The sequence below is a fragment of the Enterobacter sp. FW301-JW81 genome, assembly GCF_058788735.1.
On record NZ_JBYTBA010000001.1, the window covers coordinates 332,837 to 350,838 of the forward strand.

Genomic DNA, 18,002 nt, shown 5'->3' on the forward strand with positions numbered 1-18,002 from the left:
CATGAAAAGACTCAAACCCGCTTTGCTCGCCGTTTGCCTCTCCTGCGGTCTAGCCGCCAGCGCCTTTGCTGCGGAGGCGGTGAAAACGCGTCCATTTAACGCCATGCCGGCGGATTTTATTAAGGGGGCAGATATTTCGACCCTGCTGGAAGCCGAACAACACGGCGCGAAATTCTATAACCAGAACGGCCAGCAGCAGGACGCGATTGCTATCCTCAAAGCTAACGGCGTGAATACCGTGCGCCTGCGCCTGTGGGTAGACCCGCAGGATGCGAGCGGCAATACCTACGGCGGCGGCAGTAATAATCTCGAAAACACAATTGCGCTGGCGAAGCGCGTTAAGGCGCAGGGCCTGAAGCTGCTGCTCGACTTCCACTACAGCGATTTCTGGACCGATCCGGGCAAACAGTTCAAGCCAAAAGCCTGGGAGAAGATGGACTACCCGCAGCTCAAAACGGCGATCCATGACTACACCCGCGACACGATTGCCCGCTTTAAGAAAGAGGGCGTCCTGCCGGACATGGTGCAGATCGGGAACGAAATCAACGGCGGCATGCTGTGGCCGGAAGGTAAAAGCTGGGGGCAGGGCGGCGGCGAATTTGACCGTCTGGCCGGGCTGCTCAACGCCGCGATTGGCGGGCTAAAAGAGAACCTGACCGGCGGCGAGCAGGTGAAAATCATGCTGCATCTGGCCGAAGGCACCAAAAATGACACCTTCCGCTGGTGGTTTGACGAGATCGCGAAGCGCGACGTGCCGTTCGATATTATCGGCCTGTCGATGTACACCTACTGGAACGGCCCGATTAGCGCGCTGAAGGCCAATATGGATGACATCAGCAAGCGCTATAACAAAGACGTGATTGTGGTGGAAGCGGCATACGGCTATACGCTGGAGAACTGCGATAACGCCGAGAACAGCTTCCAGGCGAAAGAAGAAAAAGACGGCGGCTATCCGGGCATCGTTCAGGGCCAGTACGATTATATTCACGATTTAATGCAGTCCGTTATTGATGTTCCGGACCATCGCGGCAAGGGCATCTTTTACTGGGAACCGACCTGGATTGCCGTCCCGGGCACCACGTGGGCGACCAAAGCCGGCATGAAATATATCCATGACGAATGGAAAGAGGGGAATGCCCGCGAGAATCAGGCGTTATTTGATTGCCAGGGAAAAGTGCTGCCATCAATAACGGTATTTAAATAATTTGTATCTTCATTCAGGATGTTTTTAATATGAATAAATTTGCGCCTTTAAGCCCAAAGGTCGCGGCGTTATTGCATGGCGCCGACTATAACCCGGAGCAATGGGAAAATTACCCCGGTATTATTGAAAAAGATATCGCCATGATGCAGCAGGCGAAATGCAATGTGATGTCGGTAGGCATATTTAGCTGGGCAAAGCTGGAGCCGCGTGAAGGGGAATATGATTTTGCGTGGCTGGATAATATTATTGAAAAACTCTATGCGGCAGGTATTCATATTTTCCTGGCGACGCCAAGCGGCGCGCGTCCGGCGTGGATGTCGCAAAAATACCCTGAGGTGCTGCGCGTCGGGCGCAACCGCGTCCCCGCGCTGCACGGAGGACGGCATAACCACTGCATGTCATCTCCGGTGTACCGCGAGAAGACCTTCACCATTAACCGCCTGCTGGCGGAGCGTTATTCACACCATCCGGCGGTGCTGGGCTGGCATATCTCCAATGAATACGGCGGTGAATGTCACTGTGACCTGTGCCAGGCACGCTTCCGCGACTGGCTGAAGGCGCGCTATAAAACCCTGGACGCGCTGAACCACGCGTGGTGGAGCACCTTCTGGAGCCACACCTACACCGACTGGTCGCAGATTGAGTCCCCCGCGCCGCAGGGCGAAGTGTCGATTCACGGCCTGAACCTCGACTGGCGCCGCTTCAATACCGCGCAGGTCACCGATTTTTGCCAGCATGAGGTGGCACCGCTGAAGGCCGCCAATGCCGAACTGCCGGTGACGACCAACTTTATGGAGTATTTCTACGATTACGACTACTGGCAGCTTGCGAAGGCGATCGACTTTATCTCCTGGGACAGTTACCCGATGTGGCACAGGGAGAAAGACGAAACGGCGCTTGCCTGCTACACCGCCATGTATCACGACATGATGCGCAGCCTGAAGGGCGGCAAACCCTTCGTGCTGATGGAGTCGACGCCGAGCACCACCAACTGGCAGCCAACCAGCAAGCTGAAAAAGCCGGGGATGCATATTCTCTCGTCGATGCAGGCGGTGGCGCACGGGGCGGATTCGGTGCAGTACTTCCAGTGGCGTAAAAGCCGCGGGTCGGTGGAGAAATTCCACGGTGCGGTTATCGATCACGTGGGTCATCTGGATACCCGCGTCGGGCGTGAAGTGACGCGCCTGGGCGAGATGCTGGCCCGCCTGCCGGAGGTCGCAGGCTGCCGTACCGAGGCCCGGGTGGCGATCGTCTTCGACCAGCAAAACCGCTGGGCGCTGGACGATGCCGAAGGTCCGCGAAATATGGGAATGGAGTACGAAAAAACCGTCAACGAGCACTATCGTCCGTTCTGGGAAAAAGGCATCGCGGTGGACGTCATTGACGCTGACGGCGATCTGAGCCCCTACGCGCTGGTGATTGCCCCGATGCTTTACATGGTACGCGAAGGATTTGCCGAGCGGGCAGAAGCCTTTGTGGCCAATGGCGGGCATCTGGTGACGACCTACTGGACCGGCGTGGTGGATGAGACCGACCTCTGTCATCTGGGCGGTTTCCCTGGGCCGCTGCGCAAGCTCCTGGGCATCTGGGCGGAAGAGATTGACTGCCTGGGCGAGGGGGAGCGCAACCTGATTCAGGGGCTGGCGGGCAACGCGGCAGGCCTGCAGGGGCCGTATCAGGTGCGGCATTTATGCGAGCTGATCCACGCGGAGTCTGCACAGGTGCTGGCGACCTACCGCGATGATTTCTACGCCGGTCGCCCTGCGGTAACGGTCAACCGCGTCGGGAAAGGCAAGGCGTGGCACGTCGCTTCGCGTAACGATCTGCCGTTCCAGCGCGATTTCTTCGCCGGGATTATCAGCGAGCTGGCGCTGCCGCGCGCCATCGAGGGTGAACTCCCGCCGGGCGTGGTTGCCACGGCGCGCACGGATGGCGAAACCATCTGGGTGTTTGTGCAGAACTACACGGCACAGCAGCAGTACATCACGCTGCCGCAAGGGTATACCGACTGCATAACCGATGCCGCCGCAGCGGGCGATACCGTGCTGCTGCCGTGGGACTGTCGGGTGCTCAGGCGTAAAGCGTAGTTGATTTTCTCCCTCTCCCTGTGGGAGAGGGTTGGGGTGAGGGCATCAGACCGCACCATCCGGGCAACAAGGCACAGAACGCCTGCTCCACGAGCAGGCATTTTTTTATCTGCATATAATGAGGCGTATTATGGACAGTCAAATTACCCAGCGTTTAATCCCCGCGTTTGGCGGTGACGATAATATCGAACACGTCGAAGCCTGTATTACCCGCCTGCGCGTGACGGTAAAAGATTTAAATAAGGTTGATTCACAGACGTTACAGAACGAAGGGGCGCTGGGCGTAATTATTATCGGTCAGCAAGTGCACGCTATATTCGGCAGGCAGTCTGATACATTACGGAAATTATTAGACGAACATTTTAATCAGTAAATATAAAAAAGGGATAGCCAAAGTAATGGCTATCCCAAAGCAGTAAAATAGACTGCAGGTTGCTGGAGATACGATAACGATTAACGCAAATTATGAATTAAGACTTACCACCAGGCCTCGACCTGCACACCAAAGTTCCAGGTATTGTTGGCCGTGCCATCTTCGAAGGATTTCCCTTTTTCGGAATCATTCAGATAAGAAGCAAACACGCGCAGTTCCGGACGCGACATAAAGTCAGGTCCATCGGCCAGGCCCAGGGCAATGGTGTATTTCTCGCCGCTCTGCTTGTAGTCAGACCCGTCGGTGTAGGTGTCTTTCTGGTAGAAACCACCCACTTCGCCAATCAGGCGGACATACTCGGTAAACTGGTACTGCGCGCGGCCGACAAGTGAAATCAGGCGCGATTTATCGGTATATTGCGTGGTATCGTCCGCCGAACCCCAGGTCAACACGTGGTTGAAAGAGAGCTTGTCGGTAATGGGAATTAAGCCAGTGTTGATCACGCGGTAGCCGCTGGCATCGTTCACATAGTTCCACATGTCGTACCAGCCGCCACCCTGGGACACCATATTCTGCGCCAGGCCTTTGTTAGCGTACTGCAGCACCAGCTTGTTGTATCCCCCCAGCATGTCCTGGCTGATCTCACCGGTCACCATCACGCCGTTGTCGGCCTCGTACAGCCCGCCGTACTCTTTCTGTTTGTTGGTCGGGTTTGGCATGGCGTAGTCGATGCCGACTTCGGTCCAGGCGCCTGCCCATGGTTTCCAGCCCGCATAGCGGAGATCGATATAGTTGATGTTCACGTCGTTATCACCGTCAACGCGGTAGTCCACGTCGTTGGCATCGCCGCGGATCCACGCCACGGAGACCGCGCCGGGGCCGAGCGTATAGTTCTCAATACCTGCACCGGATCCCGAGATATTCCAGTATTTGGTGTCGATGATGTGCAGGTCGTGGCGCTGGTAATAGCGCTTCCCACCCCAGATCACCGCGTTGGGATCGCCCGGAATGAGCCCCTTGATCTGCAGGTTCAGCTGACGCAGGCCAAACTGGGCATCGTCGCCAAAGGTGGTTTCATTATCGTTTGAACCGTCAGACACCATGCTCACCATGCTGTCGAGATAAAAGCTTACGTCGTTCTTTTTGTAGACCTCAGAACCCAGCTCCAGCTCGCCATAGGTATCGGCTTCGTTACCCAGACGGCCAATTTTGTTCTTCTGCCACTCCTCCATCCCACCATCCCGTGAGACGCCCACGCCGGAGCGAAGATATCCATGAAAATCAATCGGTACTGAAGACGCTGCAAACAGCGAAGGAGATGCCAGCGCGGCAGCTAACGCAACAGATACAGAGCGGATCGTCGTGTTCATTGTAACCCTCTTATTGTTTTGTAATACGTTCACAAATCCGCTGTCATAAAATGCCTAAACCCGTTGGCTGGCAATTGTACGATCTGAAATGTGTGATTAACTGCAAATAAAATAGACAATTTTGTTACGAGTAATGAGATTGGACACAAATTATGGCATTGTGAGCGTCATACTTTTTGATGGTGTTATGCCCGCAGGGAGAGGGTGGTAAGCGTTTTTTTTCAGCACCCCTGTTACAATCAGCGCATAACAACATAAGGAACCGGACCATGAAGTCGAAAAGCGCAACGTTAGAGGACGTGGCACGCCATGCGGGCGTCTCCTATCAGACCGTGTCCAGGGTACTGAATAAATCTGCCAATGTATCCGACGCCACGCGCAGCAAGGTGGAGAAATCCATAGAGTTATTGCGGTATGTACCCAACCGACTGGCTCAGCAGCTGGTGGGCAAGCAGAGCCAGACCGTTGGGCTGGTGACCATTTCGCTGGCGCTGCACGCGCCTTCGCAGGTTGCGGCGGCGGTGAAACGCTATGCCAATGTGGAAGGCTACCAGGTACTGATCTCAATGATTGATGAGAACGTCAACCACAGCATCCAGAATTCCATCAACGAGCTGAAATCCCAGCTGGTGAGCAAAGTGATCATCAACGTGCCGCTGGAGGCTGAAGCGGCGCATAAAATCGCCACCGACAACGATGATATTGTCTGCCTGTTCCTCGACGTGGACCCGTACAGTTCCGTGTTTAACGTTTCGTTTAACCCGGCGGACGGCACCCGCGCCAGCGTTAAATATCTTTATGAGCTCGGCCATCGCGACATTGCCCTGCTGGCGGGGCCGACGTCTTCCGTGTCGGCGCAGCTGAGGTTGAAAAGCTGGATCGAGACCCTGAAGGGTTACGGCCTGGAGCCGGCATCGGTCATTCGCGGCAACTGGGATGCGCAGAGCGGGTATGCAGGCGCGCTGCAGATGCTGAGGGAAACGGCGCAGTTTACCGCCGTGCTGGTGGCTAACGACCAGATGGCGCTGGGCGTGCTGAGCGCGTTCCATCAGCAGCAGGTTTCAATTCCGGGCGAGAAGTCGGTGATTGGCTACGATGACACCTATGAAAGCTCGTTCTTCTACCCGGCGCTGACGACGGTATCGCTGGATTTAGATCTGCAGGGTAAAGAGGCGGTGCGCCGTATTCTCGACAGCGGTGAAGAGAATGCCCAGCGCATGTCCTCGATTTTACCTGCCCGTCTGGTGGTGCGACAGTCTACCGGGCCAAAAGGGGAGAAAGGGAAAAACCTGCAGGCGCTTGCCCAGCAGCTGCGTGAGATCGCGCATCAGCTCGGCGATGCGTAGCGCAGTGAGCACCTCAATCACGTGAGTGAGGTGCTCGCAAGCTTACTCCAGCCCCAGCGTATATTGCGCGATTTTAAAGTAGATGATCAGCCCGGTACCGTCGATAAGCGTCGCGATGAACGGCGCGGAGACGACCGCCGGGTCAATGCCGCAGCGCTTAAGCACCATGGGGATCACGGACGACACAATCGCGCTCCAGAGCGTGATACACACCAGCGTCAGGCTGACGATAAGCGTAATTTCCATCCCAATCCCCATCATCCAGGCGCGGATGCACCCGGCGATGCCCAGCGTGGCGGCAATCATCAGCGAGGTGGTCATCTCTTTACGCAGCACGCGGCCTACGTCGCGCAGGTGGACTTCTCCCAGCGCCATCGCGCGCACCAGCGTTGAGGTAATCTGGGTACCGCTGTTGCCGCCCGTGCCGATTAGCAGCGGAATAAAGAACGCCAGCGCGATGGCGGACTCCAGCGCCTCCTCGAAATGCTGAATGACCGAGCTGGTATAGGCTTCGGCGACAAACAGCAGCAGCAGCCAGACGGAGCGTTTTTTCCACAGGCTATAGGCGCTGGTTTCCAGATAGGGCTTTTCCAGCGGCAGCGTCGCCCCCTGAAGCTGGGCATCTTCGGTGACGTCATCTTCCAGCAGATGCGCAATTTCGCGTTCGGTCAGGCAGCCGACGAGCTTGCCGTGGGTGACCACGGGCACCACATCCGCGCCGCCGTGCGCCAGCAGTCCGGCGACATCGGCACGTTCATCTTCCGGTTTGACCTGCAAAAACTGAGAAATCATCAGCGATTTCACCGGCTGTACCGTATCGGCGGTTTGCAGCAATTTGCGCACGGCAATCATGCCCGCCAGGCGGCCATTGTCTTCAATAAAAATATGCGACGGAATATCATCGTCTTTTAATTTTTCGAAGAATTGCTCGCGCGCCAGCGCCACGCATAATGAAATATCGAGGACGATAAAATCGGTATTCATATATTGCGCGATAGCGCTGTCATTGAATGCCAGGTTTTGGTTATGAATAGCGTAAGACATAGTGAATTCCCTTTGAATAATAAAATCTCTCAGGGGCGAGCAAGACAGGGCATGTCGAAGAGGAGATCCCCACGTCCTGGGTTCAGCACTGTACACCGTATCCCGTGAGGGAAGTTATACTGACAAAGCCTTGATTCGACAGTGCCTGTTTTACCCTGTGCCGGTTCTCTCGAACCCACCAGAGCGATAACGTGTATTTGTACAGGAGCCTCGCCATAACGAGATCGTTATAAAACGAGAGGGATAATACGCCTATTTAATTTTGCCGCTCAGGAATTTAAATAATGTTTAAGAACGGTTTAGAAGAATCTTATTAATAAGATGTTGAGGGTTTATTTAAGTTAATTCATTTTAAATGAAGAGTGATATTTACATCGGAGGAGGGTAAATGACGTGGCTTGATACTTTGCTGAATCACTTTGCGCTCTATCCGGCACATCTTTTCGCGCTGTTATTTATGATGGCGCTGAGCAAATCGACGGTGCTGATCTCCTCCGTGCTGCCTCCCGCCTCGGTGATGCTGCTGGCAGGCATTACCGTCAGCCAGACGAGCATGCATCCGGCGCTGGCGTGGCTGGCCGTGGTGATGGGGGCAACGGTGGGGTCGGGGCTAAACTACCACATCGGTCAGCGGATGGGGCACACGCGATGGGTGACCCGCTTTACCGCAAAGCACGCCGGTAAATTTTTGCGGGTGCAGCATCAGCTGCAGAAAAACGGTGTGCTGGTGCTGTTCACCGCGCGCTTCCTGGCGGTGCTGCGCTATATCGTGCCGCTGGCGGCAGGCATGCTCAGGCTCAATGTGGCGAAGGTTTACGGGGTTAGCCTGCTCTCTGCCGCCGTCTGGGCGGCGCTGTATGTCGGCATTGCTACCGGCATCAGCGCCTTTTGAGTTACAAACTTCCCATCCCGCCGTCCACCAGCAGCTCCGTGCCCACCGTGTAGCTGGACTCGTCGGAGGCCAGATAGAGCGCGGCTTTTGCCAGCTCCGTCGTCGAGCCCATTCTGCCCAGCGGCACCAGCTTAATGACCTCTGACATCATTGCGTTAAGCGCCTCCTCGCTTAAGCCCGTTTTGGTAAAGGCCGGGGTTTCCACCGGGCCGGGGCTCAGGCCGTTGACGCGGATCCCGCGCGGCAGCAGCTCCGCCGACAGCGTACGCGCCAGCGACAGCAGGGCGGCCTTGCTCGCGGCATATACGCTGCTGGTGGGCAGGCCGATGCGCGCGCTGACGGAGCCGCAGAGGATCACCGAGGACGGATTATTCAGCAGCGGCAGCAGCGCCTGAATTAAAAAGAACGGTCCCTTCAGGTTGATGCCCATCAGACGATCCCAGGCATCCTCCTGCCACGCTTCCAGCGGGGCGTGCGTCACGTCGCCGGCGTTGAGAAACACCGCGTCCAGGCGCGGCCAGCGGGCGGCGAGGGTCTCCGCCAGCGCTTTTTGCGAAGCAATATCTCCCGCATCGGCCGGGATCACCCAGGCCTTATCGCCCAGAATGCGCTCTGCTTCGGCGAGGGTGTCCGGGTTGCGCCCGGTGACGGCAACGCGTGCGCCTTCGGCGATGAACGCCTGCGCGGTGGCAAGACCGATGCCGCTGGTGCCGCCGGTAATCAGCGTATATTTATCTGTTAAACGACCCATGTTTTTCTCCTGAAATGTCTCTGGAGAAAGCACTATAGAAACGTTAGTATCGAAAGGAAACCAGGTACCAAATGGATACTAACGAGGCAAGAGGTGTGCTATGGCAGAAATGCTGGACGTGGCCTGCGAAAAAAAATCTGAGGCGTATACCTGCCCGATGACGCAGTTTGTCAACCTGATTTCCGGTAAATGGGCGATCCCCATTCTCTATCGCCTGATTGTGTTCAATACGCCCGTTCGCTTTGGCGACCTGCTGCGGGCGGCAGCGCCGATTACGCAGAAAGAGCTAACGAAGCAGCTTCGCCTGTTTGAGCAGCGCGGGCTGGTTACGCGAACGGTCTACCCGGAAATCCCGCCGCGCGTGGAGTATCAGATAACCGAGTTGGGGTTAACCCTGCAGGATGCGCTCTCACCGCTGGCCGCCTGGATGAGCGAGTACGGCGACCAGCTGGAGCGTTAGGCTACCGCTTCACGTAGCGCGGTGCCGGAATACCGGTGCGCGCGCTGTTAAACAGCTCAAGGCGCGCCGTTTCGTAGCGATCCCACAGGCCGGCGTCATGCATTGGCGGGATGGTGATCGGTTCGCCCTGATCCAGACCCGCCAGCGACGCATCTACCATATCGTCGGTGGTCATTACCGAGCCTTCCGGCAGATCGTTAACCGTGACGCCCGAATGGCTCCAGATCTCCGTCGCGGTGGCGGCAGGCAGCACGGCCTGAATGCGCACGTTGCTGTCGGCAAACTCTTCCTGCAGCCCGCGGGTAAAGCTGAGCACCCACGCCTTGGTAGCGCTGTAGAGCGCGCTGCCCGCCCGCACGTGCAGGGCCAGAACGGACGCGATATTGATCAGCGTGCCGCGGTTATTCTGCGCCAGACGCGGCAGGATCGCGTAGGTTAAGCGCATCAGCGCCGTGGTGTTGAGCGTGTTAATCGCCTGATGCTGGGCCACATCACCCGCGAGGAACGGTGCCATCTGCGCGGTGCCCGCGTTGTTAACCAGCGTATCGATGGCGGTATTGCTGCGCAGCTCTTCTTCCACGGCGCGGATCCCGGCTTCATCCGTCAGATCGGCCACCAGAACATCGACCGCCACGCCATAGCGTTCGCGCAGTTCGGCGGCCAGCGCCTGCAGCCGTTCTTCGCGACGGGCGACCAGCACCAGGTTGACCCCGCGTGCGGCAAGACGATCGGCATAAACGGCACCAATTCCGGAAGACGCGCCCGTAATCAGGGCATTCGTGATTTGCGTAGTCATCGTGTGTTACCTCGGAGCAGAGTGGGTTAATTGGTTTCAATATGAAACTGAATAAACTCTCTGCTATTTGGTTTTATAATGCAACCATTTTGGTGGCCATTTTGTGCTTTTGCCGTCGGGCGCGATCAGGAGGGGAGTTTTGCCACGATCTGCTCAGGCGTCAGCTCGCGCCCGTCGTCGGCGATAAGCGCCAGCCTGCGCAGGGGTTTGCGCTGTTCGGCGTCGACCAGCACGGTGCCGCATTCGTGTTCAGCGAACAAAAATTCATTGCCCCACTGCGACAGGGCAACCAGCACCGTTTGCAGGGCGCGTCCCTTGTCGGTCAGGACGTACTCCTGCCAGGCGCTGCCGTCGGAGGCGGGGCGCAGCGTGAGGATGCCTTCGTCAACCAGCAGCTTCAGCCGCGTGGTCAGCATGTTTTTAGCAATGCCGAGGCTTTTCTGGAACTCGCCGAAGCGTTTAATCCCGCGCAGCGCGTCGCGCACGATCAGCAGCGACCACCAGTCGCCGATGATATCCAGCGAACGGGCGACGGGGCAGGTGCTCTCTTCAAGGCGGGTACGTTTCACAGCGAATTCTCCGGTGGGGTGTGGTTTTATTATAAAACTAATTGGTTCACACCGTAAGCAGGTTAATCATCAGTTTGAGAAATGCTTCCCGGAAAATTGTCACCAATCTGTCACACTGACCGCGACATTTTAAAACGAGTGAGGAATTAGGGATGAGAAAAGCACTACTCGCGCTGGCAGTCGCCGGTTCCATTTCAGCAACGTTTGGCGTGCAGGCGCAAGAGACGCCGGAAGGGTATCAGCTGGAGCAAGTTTTAATCATGAGTCGTCACAACCTGCGCGCGCCGCTTGCCAACAACGGCAGCGTGCTGGAGCAATCGACGCCAAAGCAGTGGCCTGAGTGGGAGGTGCCGGGCGGGCAGCTCACCACGAAAGGCGGCGTGCTGGAGGTCTATATGGGCCATTATATGCGCGAGTGGCTGGCCCAGCAGGGGATGATCAAGACCGGCGAATGCCCGCCAGCAGATACTGTTTATGCCTATGCCAACAGCCTGCAGCGTACCGTCGCCACCGCGCAGTTCTTCATTACCGGCGCGTTCCCGGGCTGCGACGTGCCCGTGCACCATCAGGAAAAAATGGGCACCATGGACCCGACCTTCAACCCGGTGATTACCGATAACTCACCTGAATTCCGCGAAAAAGCGCTGAAGGCGATGGAGGCCGAGCGCCAGAAAATGCAGCTCGAAGATAGCTATAAGCTGCTGGAGCAGATGACGAACTACGCCGATTCGCCGTCGTGCAAAGAGAAAAAGGTCTGCTCGCTGGCGGACGCGAAAGATACCTTCAGCGCCGACTATGAAAAAGAGCCTGGCGTATCCGGGCCGCTGAAGGTGGGTAACTCGCTGGTTGATGCCTTCACGCTGCAGTATTACGAGGGCTTCCCGGCCGACCAGGTGGCCTGGGGGGAAATCAAAACCGACCAGCAGTGGCGCGTGCTGTCGAAGCTGAAAAACGGTTACCAGGACTCGCTGTTTACCTCCACCGAGGTGGCGCAAAACGTGGCGAAACCGCTGGTGAAATATATCGATAAAACGCTGGTCACCGAACAGGCAAAAGCGCCGAAAATTACCGTGCTGGTGGGGCATGATTCGAACATTGCTTCCCTGCTCACCGCGCTGGATTTCAAACCGTACCAGCTGCACGATCAGCAGGAGCGCACCCCGATTGGCGGCAAAATCGTCTTCCAGCGCTGGCATGACAAAAATGCCAATCAGGAGCTGATGAAAATTGAGTATGTCTATCAAAGTTCGGAGCAGCTGCGTAACGCCAGCGTGCTGTCGCTGCAGTCGCCTGCGCAGCGCGTGACGCTGGAGCTGAAAGGCTGCCCGGTGGATGCGAACGGCTTCTGCCCTGTCGATAAATTCAATGCGGTGATGAACAACGCGGCGAAGTAAGAAGAGAACCCCCCGCGGCAGCGGGGGGGAAACGATTAGACGTTTTTACGTTCGATGGTTTGCTCGCCCCAGAAGAGCGAGTCTTTGTCCGTCTTTTCGAAGGCGCGCACCAGCACTTCATCGCTGCCTTCTTCCCAAATCTGCTCTGCCAGTTTCTCGTCATATTTCGCGACTTCAAAAATGGCTTCGGCGATCTCCGGAGAGGTGTTGCGTAAACTTGCCCATTCGCCCACGTGGTGGGCTTTAGATTCTTGAGTTGGCATGCTTGTCCTCCTGTTGGGTTAGCCGTTCAGTTTTTTGGCGAGGCCCGCGACGTGTTCACCCTGGTAACGGGCGATAGCGAGCTCTTCATTGCTCGGCTGTCGGGAGCCATCGCCGCCGGCAATGGTGGTTGCGCCGTACGGCGTGCCGCCACGTACCTGAGACACATCAAATAACTCCTGTGCGCCGTAGCCAATCGGCACGATCACCATTCCGTGATGAGCAAGGGTAGTCCAGGTGGAGGTAATTGTCTGTTCCTGGCCGCCGCCGGTTCCGGTGGAGCTGAAGACGCTGGCGAGTTTGCCGTACAGCGCACCTGAAGCCCACAGGCCGCCCGTCTGGTCGAGGAAGGTACGCATCTGGCCGGACATATTGCCGAAGCGGGTTGGGGTGCCAAAGATGATGGCATCGTAGTCAGCCAGTTCCTGCGGGGTAGCAACCGGGGCATTTTGCGTTTTCCCCCCGGCCTTCAGGAAGGCTTCCGCCTGCATGGTTTCCGGTACGCGCTTCACCACAACCTCAACGCCGTCCACCCTGTTTGCACCCTCTGCTACCGCGTGAGCCATGGTTTCAATGTGTCCATACATGGAATAATAGAGCACCAGAACTTTTGCCATTTTGCATCACTCCTCGTTTGTTTTTTCTGACAGCGGATCGCTGCGCTCATTTAAAGATATGTCATCACGGCCAGACTGCAAAAATGAACGCCATTTCTTTGATTTATAACAATATGGTAACCAAAAGGCTTTGTAGCAAAATGAAACAACTTTTCGGCGGCGGATTTTTAAAACGATAAGAAAGGCTTATGAATCACCGACGCGTTATCTCACCCGAAAGACTGAGTTCATGTTGCAGAATATTACCTGCGGCTTGCCGGATAGCGGCATTCCACTAAGCTTAGTTTCACGCGGCGCAGATAAAGGCACTGCCCTTGTGTCGCGAGGTGAAAGAATCCTCTTTTACTGAATGCAATATGATGTCTAATGTTTCACATTCTGGAGGTTAGAGATGGCAAACCATCGTGGTGGTTCAGGTAATTTCGCAGAAGACCGTGAAAGAGCATCAGAAGCAGGCCGTAAAGGTGGCCAGCATAGCGGGGGCAACTTCAAGAATGACCCGCAACGCGCATCTGAAGCTGGCAAGAAAGGGGGTAAAAACAGCCACGGCAGCAGCAAGTAACACGCCGGGTTGAACCCCTGCCGCCGGGATATCCCGGCGGTTTTTTTATTTCTGCAACATTGAACTGTAACCAAAGGCAACGCACACTAGAGAATTGTTGTTAACTGCGAGTGCCGCATGTCTGTTTCCCGTTTCAAATTCTCCGTTAAGCCGCAGGAAGCCATCCTGATTCTCATCACCATGTTCTGGGGCGGGACGTTTCTGGCCGTCCAGTACGCGGTGACCCTGAGCGATCCCTTCTTCTTTGTCGGCCTGCGCTTTGCGACGGCGGCGATTGCCGTGGCGCTGATATCGCTTAAAACCCTGCGCGGGCTGACGCTAAAAGAGCTCAAGGCCGGCGTGGCGATTGGGGTGGCGATAGCGATGGGCTACAGCCTGCAGACCTGGGGATTACAGACCATCTCCAGCAGTAAATCTGCGTTTATCACCGCCATGTATGTGCCCCTGGTGCCGCTGCTACAATGGCTGTGCCTGGGGCGGCTCCCGGGGCTGATGTCCTGCATCGGGATCGTGCTGGCGTTTATCGGCCTGATCATGCTCGCCGGGCCGGAAAACAACCTGCTGGCGCTGGGGCCGGGCGAGATCATTACCCTGATCGGGGCGATTGCCATTGCGGCGGAAATTATTCTGATTAGCGCCTGGGCGGGTGATGTCGACGTCAAACGGGTGACGGTGGTGCAGCTCGCCACGGCGTCGCTGGTGGCGTTTGCGACGATGGTGCCTGCCGGGGAGTCCGTGCCGCCGATGTCCACCGGCCTGATCGTGGTCGCGCTGGGGCTGGGCATCTTTAGCGCCATTATTCAGGTCACCATGAACTGGGCGCAGCGCAGCGTGTCGCCAACCCGTGCGACGGTGATTTATACCGGCGAACCGGTCTGGGCGGGCATTTTCGGGCGGCTGGCCGGGGAGCGTCTGCCGCTGCTGGCCCTGGTGGGTGCGGCATTTATCGTCGCCGGGGTGCTGGTGAGCGAGCTGAAGCTCAAGCGGAAGAAAAACGCGCTGCCAGGAGATGACAGCGCGACGTTAAATCACGAATCCTGATGCACTACCTCGCCCTGCGGCGCGGTCGCTTCCCGGCGGCTCAGCAGGGCGTTAAGCAGAATTGCCCCAAAGGTCGCCGTGCCAATCCCGCCAATCGTGAATCCGCCCAGCGTCAGGGCGAAGTCGCCTGCGCCCAGCACCAGCGTGACCGCCACCATAATCAGGTTGCTGTTCTGGCTGAGATCGACGCGGTGCTGCACCCAGATGCGCGCCCCAGCCACGGCAATCAGCCCAAATACCACAATCGATGCGCCGCCGATAACCGGTGAAGGAATGGTGTGGATCAGCGCGCCAAACTTCGGTGAGAAGCCGAGCAGCATCGCCATCACCGCCGCCGCCACGAACACCAGCGTCGAGTAAACCTTGGTCACCGCCATCACGCCGATATTTTCGGCATAGGTGGTGACGCCGCTGCCGCCCACAGAGCCAGATAGCATGGTCGCCAGACCGTCACCGACAAACGCGCGGCCCATGTACGGGTCCATACTGCGTCCGGTCATGCCCGCCACGGCCTTCAGGTGGCCCAGGTTCTCCGCCACCAGGATAACGGCGACGGGCGCGATAAGCATCATCGCCTGCGTGTTGAAGGTGGGGGAGGTGACCTTCGGCAGGCCGAACCAGGCGGCCTGATGAAGCAGCGTAAAATCAACCGGCTTGCCGAGGCCAAAAACGTTCGCCAGCAGGGCATAAGCCAGACAGGCAACGATCAGCCCGACCAGAATCAGCAGCCGCTGGATCATCCCCCGCGTAAAGACCGCCACCAGACCGATGCACAGCACGGTGATCACCGCCATCCAGCTTTCAAACGGCGAGGCGGAGACGCTCCTGACCGCAATCGGCGCGAGGTTCAGGCCTATCGCCATCACCACGGCGCCGGTCACGACCGGGGGCATCATGCGTTCGATCCAGCGCGTGCCGATCTTCATCACCACTAAACCAATCAGGGTGTACACCAGGCCGCAGGCGATGATGCCGCCGAGGGCCACGCTCAGGTTAGGGTTAAGCCCCTGGCCGGTAAACCCGGTGGTGGCAATCACCACGCCGACAAAGGCGGCGCTGGAGCCAAGATAGCTGGGCACGCGCCCGCCGGTGACAAAAAAGAACAGCAGTGTGCCGATGCCGGACATCAGAATCGAGAGGTTGGGGTCCAGCCCCATCAGCATCGGCATCAGCACCGTGGCGCCAAACATGGCGACCGCGTGTTGCACGCCCATGACGAGTGTTTGTCCGAGCGGGAGCCGCTCATCCGGCGCGACCACGCCAGTTTCTGTGGAGGTCGATTTCAACTGCCAGTGGGGAAATCCGAACATGGTCTGTCTCCTTAAGGCGGGTTAACAGGCGGGTCGCATAAGCGCGTGGTAGCCACGGTCAAACCACACCAGCCCCTGCGGTGCCGGGTGGCGAATAATCGAAACGATGTCGCAAAACAGAATGTCATGGGTACCGACGCTCACCACCTGGCTGATGCGGCAGTCAAACGAGGCCAGCGCATCCTCCAGCCGCGGGCAGCCCGTGTCGCCTGTCTGCCAGCGGGCGGCGGCGAAGCGTTCTTCCATCGGCGTTTTGCCGCCAAACAGGTTCGAGAGCGGCTCCTGTCCGGCGCTGAGTGTATTCACGCACAGCGTGCGGTTTTCGCGGAACGTGGGCCAGACGGACGCGCCGCGGTTCAGGCACACCAGCAGGGTGGGCGGTGAGTCCGTGACGCTGCATACCGCGCTGGCGGTGAAGCCTGCCAGCCCCGCAGGGCCGTCGGTGGTGATGATATTGACCGCCGCGCCCACGCAGGCCATGGCGTCGCGAAAGGTTTGTTTATCCGGTGTCATCACGAACCTCCTTACGCCAGCCCGCAGGCATCGTCGAAGTCCAGACGCGGCAGGCGTCCGTACAGTTTGGCTGTATCGCCGTAGCCAATGTTGATCAGCAGATTGCTTTTAAGCGTTGTGCCGGTGAAAAAGGCGTCGTCGACCTTTTGCCGGTCAAAGCCCGACATCGGGCCGGTGTCCAGCCCCAGGGCGCGGCAGGCGAGGATCAGGTAGGCGGCCTGCATCGAGCTGTTGCGAAAGGCGGTCTCTTCGGCATGCGCGGGGCTGGAGGTAAACCAGCTTCTGGCATCGCCGTGCGGGAACAGCGCGGGCAGGCGCTCGTAGAATTCGCCGTCCCAGGCCACGATGGCCGTGACCGGGGCCGTGAGCGTTTTCTCCAGGTTGCCGCTGGAGAGCGCCGGGCGCAGCTTCTCTTTTCCCTCCGCGCTTCGCACAAACACGATCCGCGCCGGGGAGCAGTTGGCGGAGGTTGGTCCCCATTTCATCAACTCGTAGATCTCGCGCAGCGCGTCGTCGCTGACCGGCAGATCCTGCCAGCCGTTGTGGGTGCGTGCGCCGGTGAACAGCGTCTCCAGCGCGGTGGGGTTAATGGCTTCGCTCATTACAGCTCCTTATAAAGCGTGTTCATGGCTGTGCAGCAGGCTGGCAAGCCCGTTTAGCAGCAGGGTGTTAAAGGTGTCCGGCTCGGTGACGTTGCAGGCGTGCCCGCCCTGGCGCATCACCGCGCTGCGGCTGTGCGGGATCGCGTCCTGCAGCTCGGACGAGCAGACGGACGGCACCAGCATGTCGTCGGCGGAACAGATAATCTGTACCGGGCAGCGGACGCGCGCGGCATGGCGGCTGAAGTCGGCCTTTTTCAGGGCGCTGAGCCGGTGCAGCAGGTTGGTTTTTCCCTGAAAATGGGCCAGCGCCAGGGCCTCTTCGGCCTCCAGGCGGGGGGCGCGGGCCGCCATCCAGTCTGCCGGGTAGAGAAACAGAGGCTGTGCCTCGACCCACGCCTGCGGGCCGCCGGAATGCAGCAGGCGCTCGCGGATCTGAAAGCAGCGGCGGGTGTGCGCGTTAAGGGTCAGCCAGCCGTTGACGCACACCAGCGCGGTGAGGGCGTCGGGATGATCCAGCGCCAGCTGCAGGCCGACCAGCGCCCCCAGCGCATGGCCCACGATGCTGTAGCGGGCAATCCCGGCTTCCGCCAGCGCCCGGGCCAGCTCGTCCGCCATCTGGGCAAGGCTGTAACCCTCCGGCAGGGCATCGGGGTTATTGCCCGTTCCCCGCTGGTCATAGCAGACAACCTGATACTCCTGCTCCAGCGCGGCCAGCTGGGGCAGCCAGTAGCTGCCGCTGCCGCCGAGACCGGCAATCAGGACCACCGCGGGTGCGCCCTTATACGGGGGCGGCGAGACGGAGAGTTTCAT

At 58.1% G+C, this 18,002-nt stretch carries 20 protein-coding genes and 1 riboswitch; of the genes, 9 read left to right on the top strand and 11 right to left on the bottom strand.

The features are described 5' to 3' along the window. Position 1 precedes the first annotated feature (1 nt). The 3 genes from AC3WOK_RS01505 (at position 2) to AC3WOK_RS01515 (ending at position 3,664) form a co-directional block, all read left to right on the top strand. Positions 2–1,204 carry a glycoside hydrolase family 53 protein gene (locus AC3WOK_RS01505; RefSeq protein ID WP_492353812.1) on the top strand — a complete coding sequence of 401 codons (1,203 nt, stop codon included), beginning with the start codon at positions 2–4 and terminating at the stop codon, positions 1,202–1,204. Positions 1,205–1,233: 29 nt separating this feature from the next. Beyond that, a complete protein-coding gene (locus AC3WOK_RS01510; protein ID WP_492353813.1) occupies positions 1,234–3,291 on the top strand; it encodes a beta-galactosidase in 2,058 nt (685 codons plus the stop codon). Between the two features lie 130 nt (positions 3,292–3,421). Next, positions 3,422–3,664, top strand: a complete 243-nt coding sequence (locus tag AC3WOK_RS01515; protein WP_492353814.1) for a PTS sugar transporter subunit IIB — start codon at positions 3,422–3,424, stop codon at positions 3,662–3,664. Positions 3,665–3,768: 104 nt separating this feature from the next. Here the strand turns inward: AC3WOK_RS01515 and AC3WOK_RS01520 are convergent, their stop codons facing one another. Next, a complete protein-coding gene (locus AC3WOK_RS01520; protein ID WP_063955750.1) occupies positions 3,769–5,034 on the bottom strand; it encodes a maltoporin in 1,266 nt (421 codons plus the stop codon). A 269-nt stretch (positions 5,035–5,303) separates the two neighbouring features. Here AC3WOK_RS01520 and AC3WOK_RS01525 point away from each other — a divergent pair, with 269 nt between their 5' ends. Further along, positions 5,304–6,380 carry a LacI family DNA-binding transcriptional regulator gene (locus tag AC3WOK_RS01525; protein WP_492353815.1) on the top strand — a complete coding sequence of 359 codons (1,077 nt, stop codon included), beginning with the start codon at positions 5,304–5,306 and terminating at the stop codon, positions 6,378–6,380. A gap of 42 nt (positions 6,381–6,422) precedes the next feature. Here AC3WOK_RS01525 and AC3WOK_RS01530 read toward each other — a convergent pair whose 3' ends face one another. After that, a complete protein-coding gene (locus tag AC3WOK_RS01530) occupies positions 6,423–7,424 on the bottom strand; it encodes a magnesium transporter (protein WP_252000691.1) in 1,002 nt (333 codons plus the stop codon). Between the two features lie 60 nt (positions 7,425–7,484). Continuing rightward, a riboswitch (M-box (ykoK) riboswitch) is annotated at positions 7,485–7,654 on the bottom strand. 158 nt (positions 7,655–7,812) lie between these two features. On the opposite strand from AC3WOK_RS01530, the gene AC3WOK_RS01535 reads away from it, so the two are divergent. Beyond that, positions 7,813–8,316: a DedA family protein gene (locus tag AC3WOK_RS01535; RefSeq protein ID WP_492353816.1), complete on the top strand. Its 504-nt coding sequence runs from the start codon at positions 7,813–7,815 to the stop codon at positions 8,314–8,316. A 1-nt stretch (position 8,317) separates the two neighbouring features. Here AC3WOK_RS01535 and AC3WOK_RS01540 read toward each other — a convergent pair whose 3' ends face one another. After that, positions 8,318–9,067 (bottom strand): SDR family oxidoreductase, encoded by a 750-nt coding sequence (locus AC3WOK_RS01540; RefSeq protein ID WP_492353817.1) that lies wholly within the window; start codon positions 9,065–9,067, stop codon positions 8,318–8,320. A gap of 100 nt (positions 9,068–9,167) precedes the next feature. On the opposite strand from AC3WOK_RS01540, the gene AC3WOK_RS01545 reads away from it, so the two are divergent. Next, positions 9,168–9,527 (top strand): winged helix-turn-helix transcriptional regulator, encoded by a 360-nt coding sequence (locus AC3WOK_RS01545; protein ID WP_059311080.1) that lies wholly within the window; start codon positions 9,168–9,170, stop codon positions 9,525–9,527. 1 nt (position 9,528) lies between these two features. Here the strand turns inward: AC3WOK_RS01545 and AC3WOK_RS01550 are convergent, their stop codons facing one another. Together AC3WOK_RS01550 and AC3WOK_RS01555 are read right to left on the bottom strand one after the other, a co-directional pair. Beyond that, positions 9,529–10,323 carry an SDR family NAD(P)-dependent oxidoreductase gene (locus AC3WOK_RS01550; RefSeq protein ID WP_492353818.1) on the bottom strand — a complete coding sequence of 265 codons (795 nt, stop codon included), beginning with the start codon at positions 10,321–10,323 and terminating at the stop codon, positions 9,529–9,531. Positions 10,324–10,448: 125 nt separating this feature from the next. Continuing rightward, complete coding sequence (locus tag AC3WOK_RS01555; RefSeq protein WP_059311078.1) at positions 10,449–10,892, bottom strand: winged helix-turn-helix transcriptional regulator; 444 nt, start codon at positions 10,890–10,892, stop codon at positions 10,449–10,451. 152 nt (positions 10,893–11,044) lie between these two features. Here AC3WOK_RS01555 and agp point away from each other — a divergent pair, with 152 nt between their 5' ends. Continuing rightward, positions 11,045–12,286, top strand: a complete 1,242-nt coding sequence (agp, locus tag AC3WOK_RS01560; RefSeq protein WP_492353819.1) for a bifunctional glucose-1-phosphatase/inositol phosphatase — start codon at positions 11,045–11,047, stop codon at positions 12,284–12,286. A 35-nt stretch (positions 12,287–12,321) separates the two neighbouring features. On the opposite strand, the gene AC3WOK_RS01565 is transcribed toward agp, so the two are convergent. Both AC3WOK_RS01565 and wrbA read right to left on the bottom strand, forming a co-directional pair. Then, positions 12,322–12,549, bottom strand: a complete 228-nt coding sequence (locus tag AC3WOK_RS01565) for a YccJ family protein (protein WP_047346821.1) — start codon at positions 12,547–12,549, stop codon at positions 12,322–12,324. Positions 12,550–12,567: 18 nt separating this feature from the next. Beyond that, a complete protein-coding gene (gene wrbA, locus AC3WOK_RS01570; RefSeq protein ID WP_047346820.1) occupies positions 12,568–13,164 on the bottom strand; it encodes an NAD(P)H:quinone oxidoreductase in 597 nt (198 codons plus the stop codon). A gap of 391 nt (positions 13,165–13,555) precedes the next feature. On the opposite strand from wrbA, the gene AC3WOK_RS01575 reads away from it, so the two are divergent. Both AC3WOK_RS01575 and AC3WOK_RS01580 read left to right on the top strand, forming a co-directional pair. Beyond that, positions 13,556–13,726 carry a con-10 family general stress protein gene (locus AC3WOK_RS01575; RefSeq protein WP_023311077.1) on the top strand — a complete coding sequence of 57 codons (171 nt, stop codon included), beginning with the start codon at positions 13,556–13,558 and terminating at the stop codon, positions 13,724–13,726. Positions 13,727–13,843: 117 nt separating this feature from the next. After that, positions 13,844–14,767, top strand: a complete 924-nt coding sequence (locus AC3WOK_RS01580) for a DMT family transporter (protein ID WP_063430136.1) — start codon at positions 13,844–13,846, stop codon at positions 14,765–14,767. Here AC3WOK_RS01580 and rutG read toward each other — a convergent pair. Genes rutG through rutD form a run of 4 tightly spaced genes read right to left on the bottom strand, consistent with a single transcriptional unit; the run spans position 14,755 to position 18,002 of the window. Next, the gene (gene rutG / locus AC3WOK_RS01585) at positions 14,755–16,077 is read right to left on the bottom strand and encodes a pyrimidine utilization transport protein G (protein WP_492353820.1); all 1,323 of its coding nucleotides are present in this window, start codon (positions 16,075–16,077) and stop codon (positions 14,755–14,757) included. The two genes, AC3WOK_RS01580 and rutG, sit on opposite strands and share 13 nt — an antisense overlap. Positions 16,078–16,098: 21 nt before the next feature. After that, on the bottom strand, positions 16,099–16,590 hold the full coding sequence (gene rutF, locus AC3WOK_RS01590) for an NADH-dependent FMN reductase RutF (RefSeq protein ID WP_063955761.1): 492 nt from the start codon (positions 16,588–16,590) through the stop codon (positions 16,099–16,101). Between the two features lie 11 nt (positions 16,591–16,601). Then, complete coding sequence (locus tag AC3WOK_RS01595; protein ID WP_063430130.1) at positions 16,602–17,192, bottom strand: malonic semialdehyde reductase; 591 nt, start codon at positions 17,190–17,192, stop codon at positions 16,602–16,604. A gap of 9 nt (positions 17,193–17,201) precedes the next feature. Then, a complete protein-coding gene (gene rutD, locus AC3WOK_RS01600) occupies positions 17,202–18,002 on the bottom strand; it encodes a pyrimidine utilization protein D (RefSeq protein ID WP_059311072.1) in 801 nt (266 codons plus the stop codon).

Excerpts from the sequence above, each read along its gene's own strand:
- AC3WOK_RS01505 (WP_492353812.1), top strand. The coding sequence starts at position 2 with ATGAAAAGACTCAAACCCGCTTTGCTCGCCGTTTGCCTCTCCTGCGGT.
- AC3WOK_RS01510 (WP_492353813.1), top strand. The coding sequence starts at position 1,234 with ATGAATAAATTTGCGCCTTTAAGCCCAAAGGTCGCGGCGTTATTGCAT.
- AC3WOK_RS01515 (WP_492353814.1), top strand. The coding sequence starts at position 3,422 with ATGGACAGTCAAATTACCCAGCGTTTAATCCCCGCGTTTGGCGGTGAC.
- AC3WOK_RS01520 (WP_063955750.1), bottom strand. The coding sequence starts at position 5,034 with ATGAACACGACGATCCGCTCTGTATCTGTTGCGTTAGCTGCCGCGCTG.
- AC3WOK_RS01525 (WP_492353815.1), top strand. The coding sequence starts at position 5,304 with ATGAAGTCGAAAAGCGCAACGTTAGAGGACGTGGCACGCCATGCGGGC.
- AC3WOK_RS01530 (WP_252000691.1), bottom strand. The coding sequence starts at position 7,424 with ATGTCTTACGCTATTCATAACCAAAACCTGGCATTCAATGACAGCGCT.
- AC3WOK_RS01535 (WP_492353816.1), top strand. The coding sequence starts at position 7,813 with ATGACGTGGCTTGATACTTTGCTGAATCACTTTGCGCTCTATCCGGCA.
- AC3WOK_RS01540 (WP_492353817.1), bottom strand. The coding sequence starts at position 9,067 with ATGGGTCGTTTAACAGATAAATATACGCTGATTACCGGCGGCACCAGC.
- AC3WOK_RS01545 (WP_059311080.1), top strand. The coding sequence starts at position 9,168 with ATGGCAGAAATGCTGGACGTGGCCTGCGAAAAAAAATCTGAGGCGTAT.
- AC3WOK_RS01550 (WP_492353818.1), bottom strand. The coding sequence starts at position 10,323 with ATGACTACGCAAATCACGAATGCCCTGATTACGGGCGCGTCTTCCGGA.
- agp (WP_492353819.1), top strand. The coding sequence starts at position 11,045 with ATGAGAAAAGCACTACTCGCGCTGGCAGTCGCCGGTTCCATTTCAGCA.
- AC3WOK_RS01565 (WP_047346821.1), bottom strand. The coding sequence starts at position 12,549 with ATGCCAACTCAAGAATCTAAAGCCCACCACGTGGGCGAATGGGCAAGT.
- wrbA (WP_047346820.1), bottom strand. The coding sequence starts at position 13,164 with ATGGCAAAAGTTCTGGTGCTCTATTATTCCATGTATGGACACATTGAA.
- AC3WOK_RS01575 (WP_023311077.1), top strand. The coding sequence starts at position 13,556 with ATGGCAAACCATCGTGGTGGTTCAGGTAATTTCGCAGAAGACCGTGAA.
- AC3WOK_RS01580 (WP_063430136.1), top strand. The coding sequence starts at position 13,844 with ATGTCTGTTTCCCGTTTCAAATTCTCCGTTAAGCCGCAGGAAGCCATC.
- rutG (WP_492353820.1), bottom strand. The coding sequence starts at position 16,077 with ATGTTCGGATTTCCCCACTGGCAGTTGAAATCGACCTCCACAGAAACT.
- rutF (WP_063955761.1), bottom strand. The coding sequence starts at position 16,590 with ATGACACCGGATAAACAAACCTTTCGCGACGCCATGGCCTGCGTGGGC.
- AC3WOK_RS01595 (WP_063430130.1), bottom strand. The coding sequence starts at position 17,192 with ATGAGCGAAGCCATTAACCCCACCGCGCTGGAGACGCTGTTCACCGGC.
- rutD (WP_059311072.1), bottom strand. The coding sequence starts at position 18,002 with ATGAAACTCTCCGTCTCGCCGCCCCCGTATAAGGGCGCACCCGCGGTG.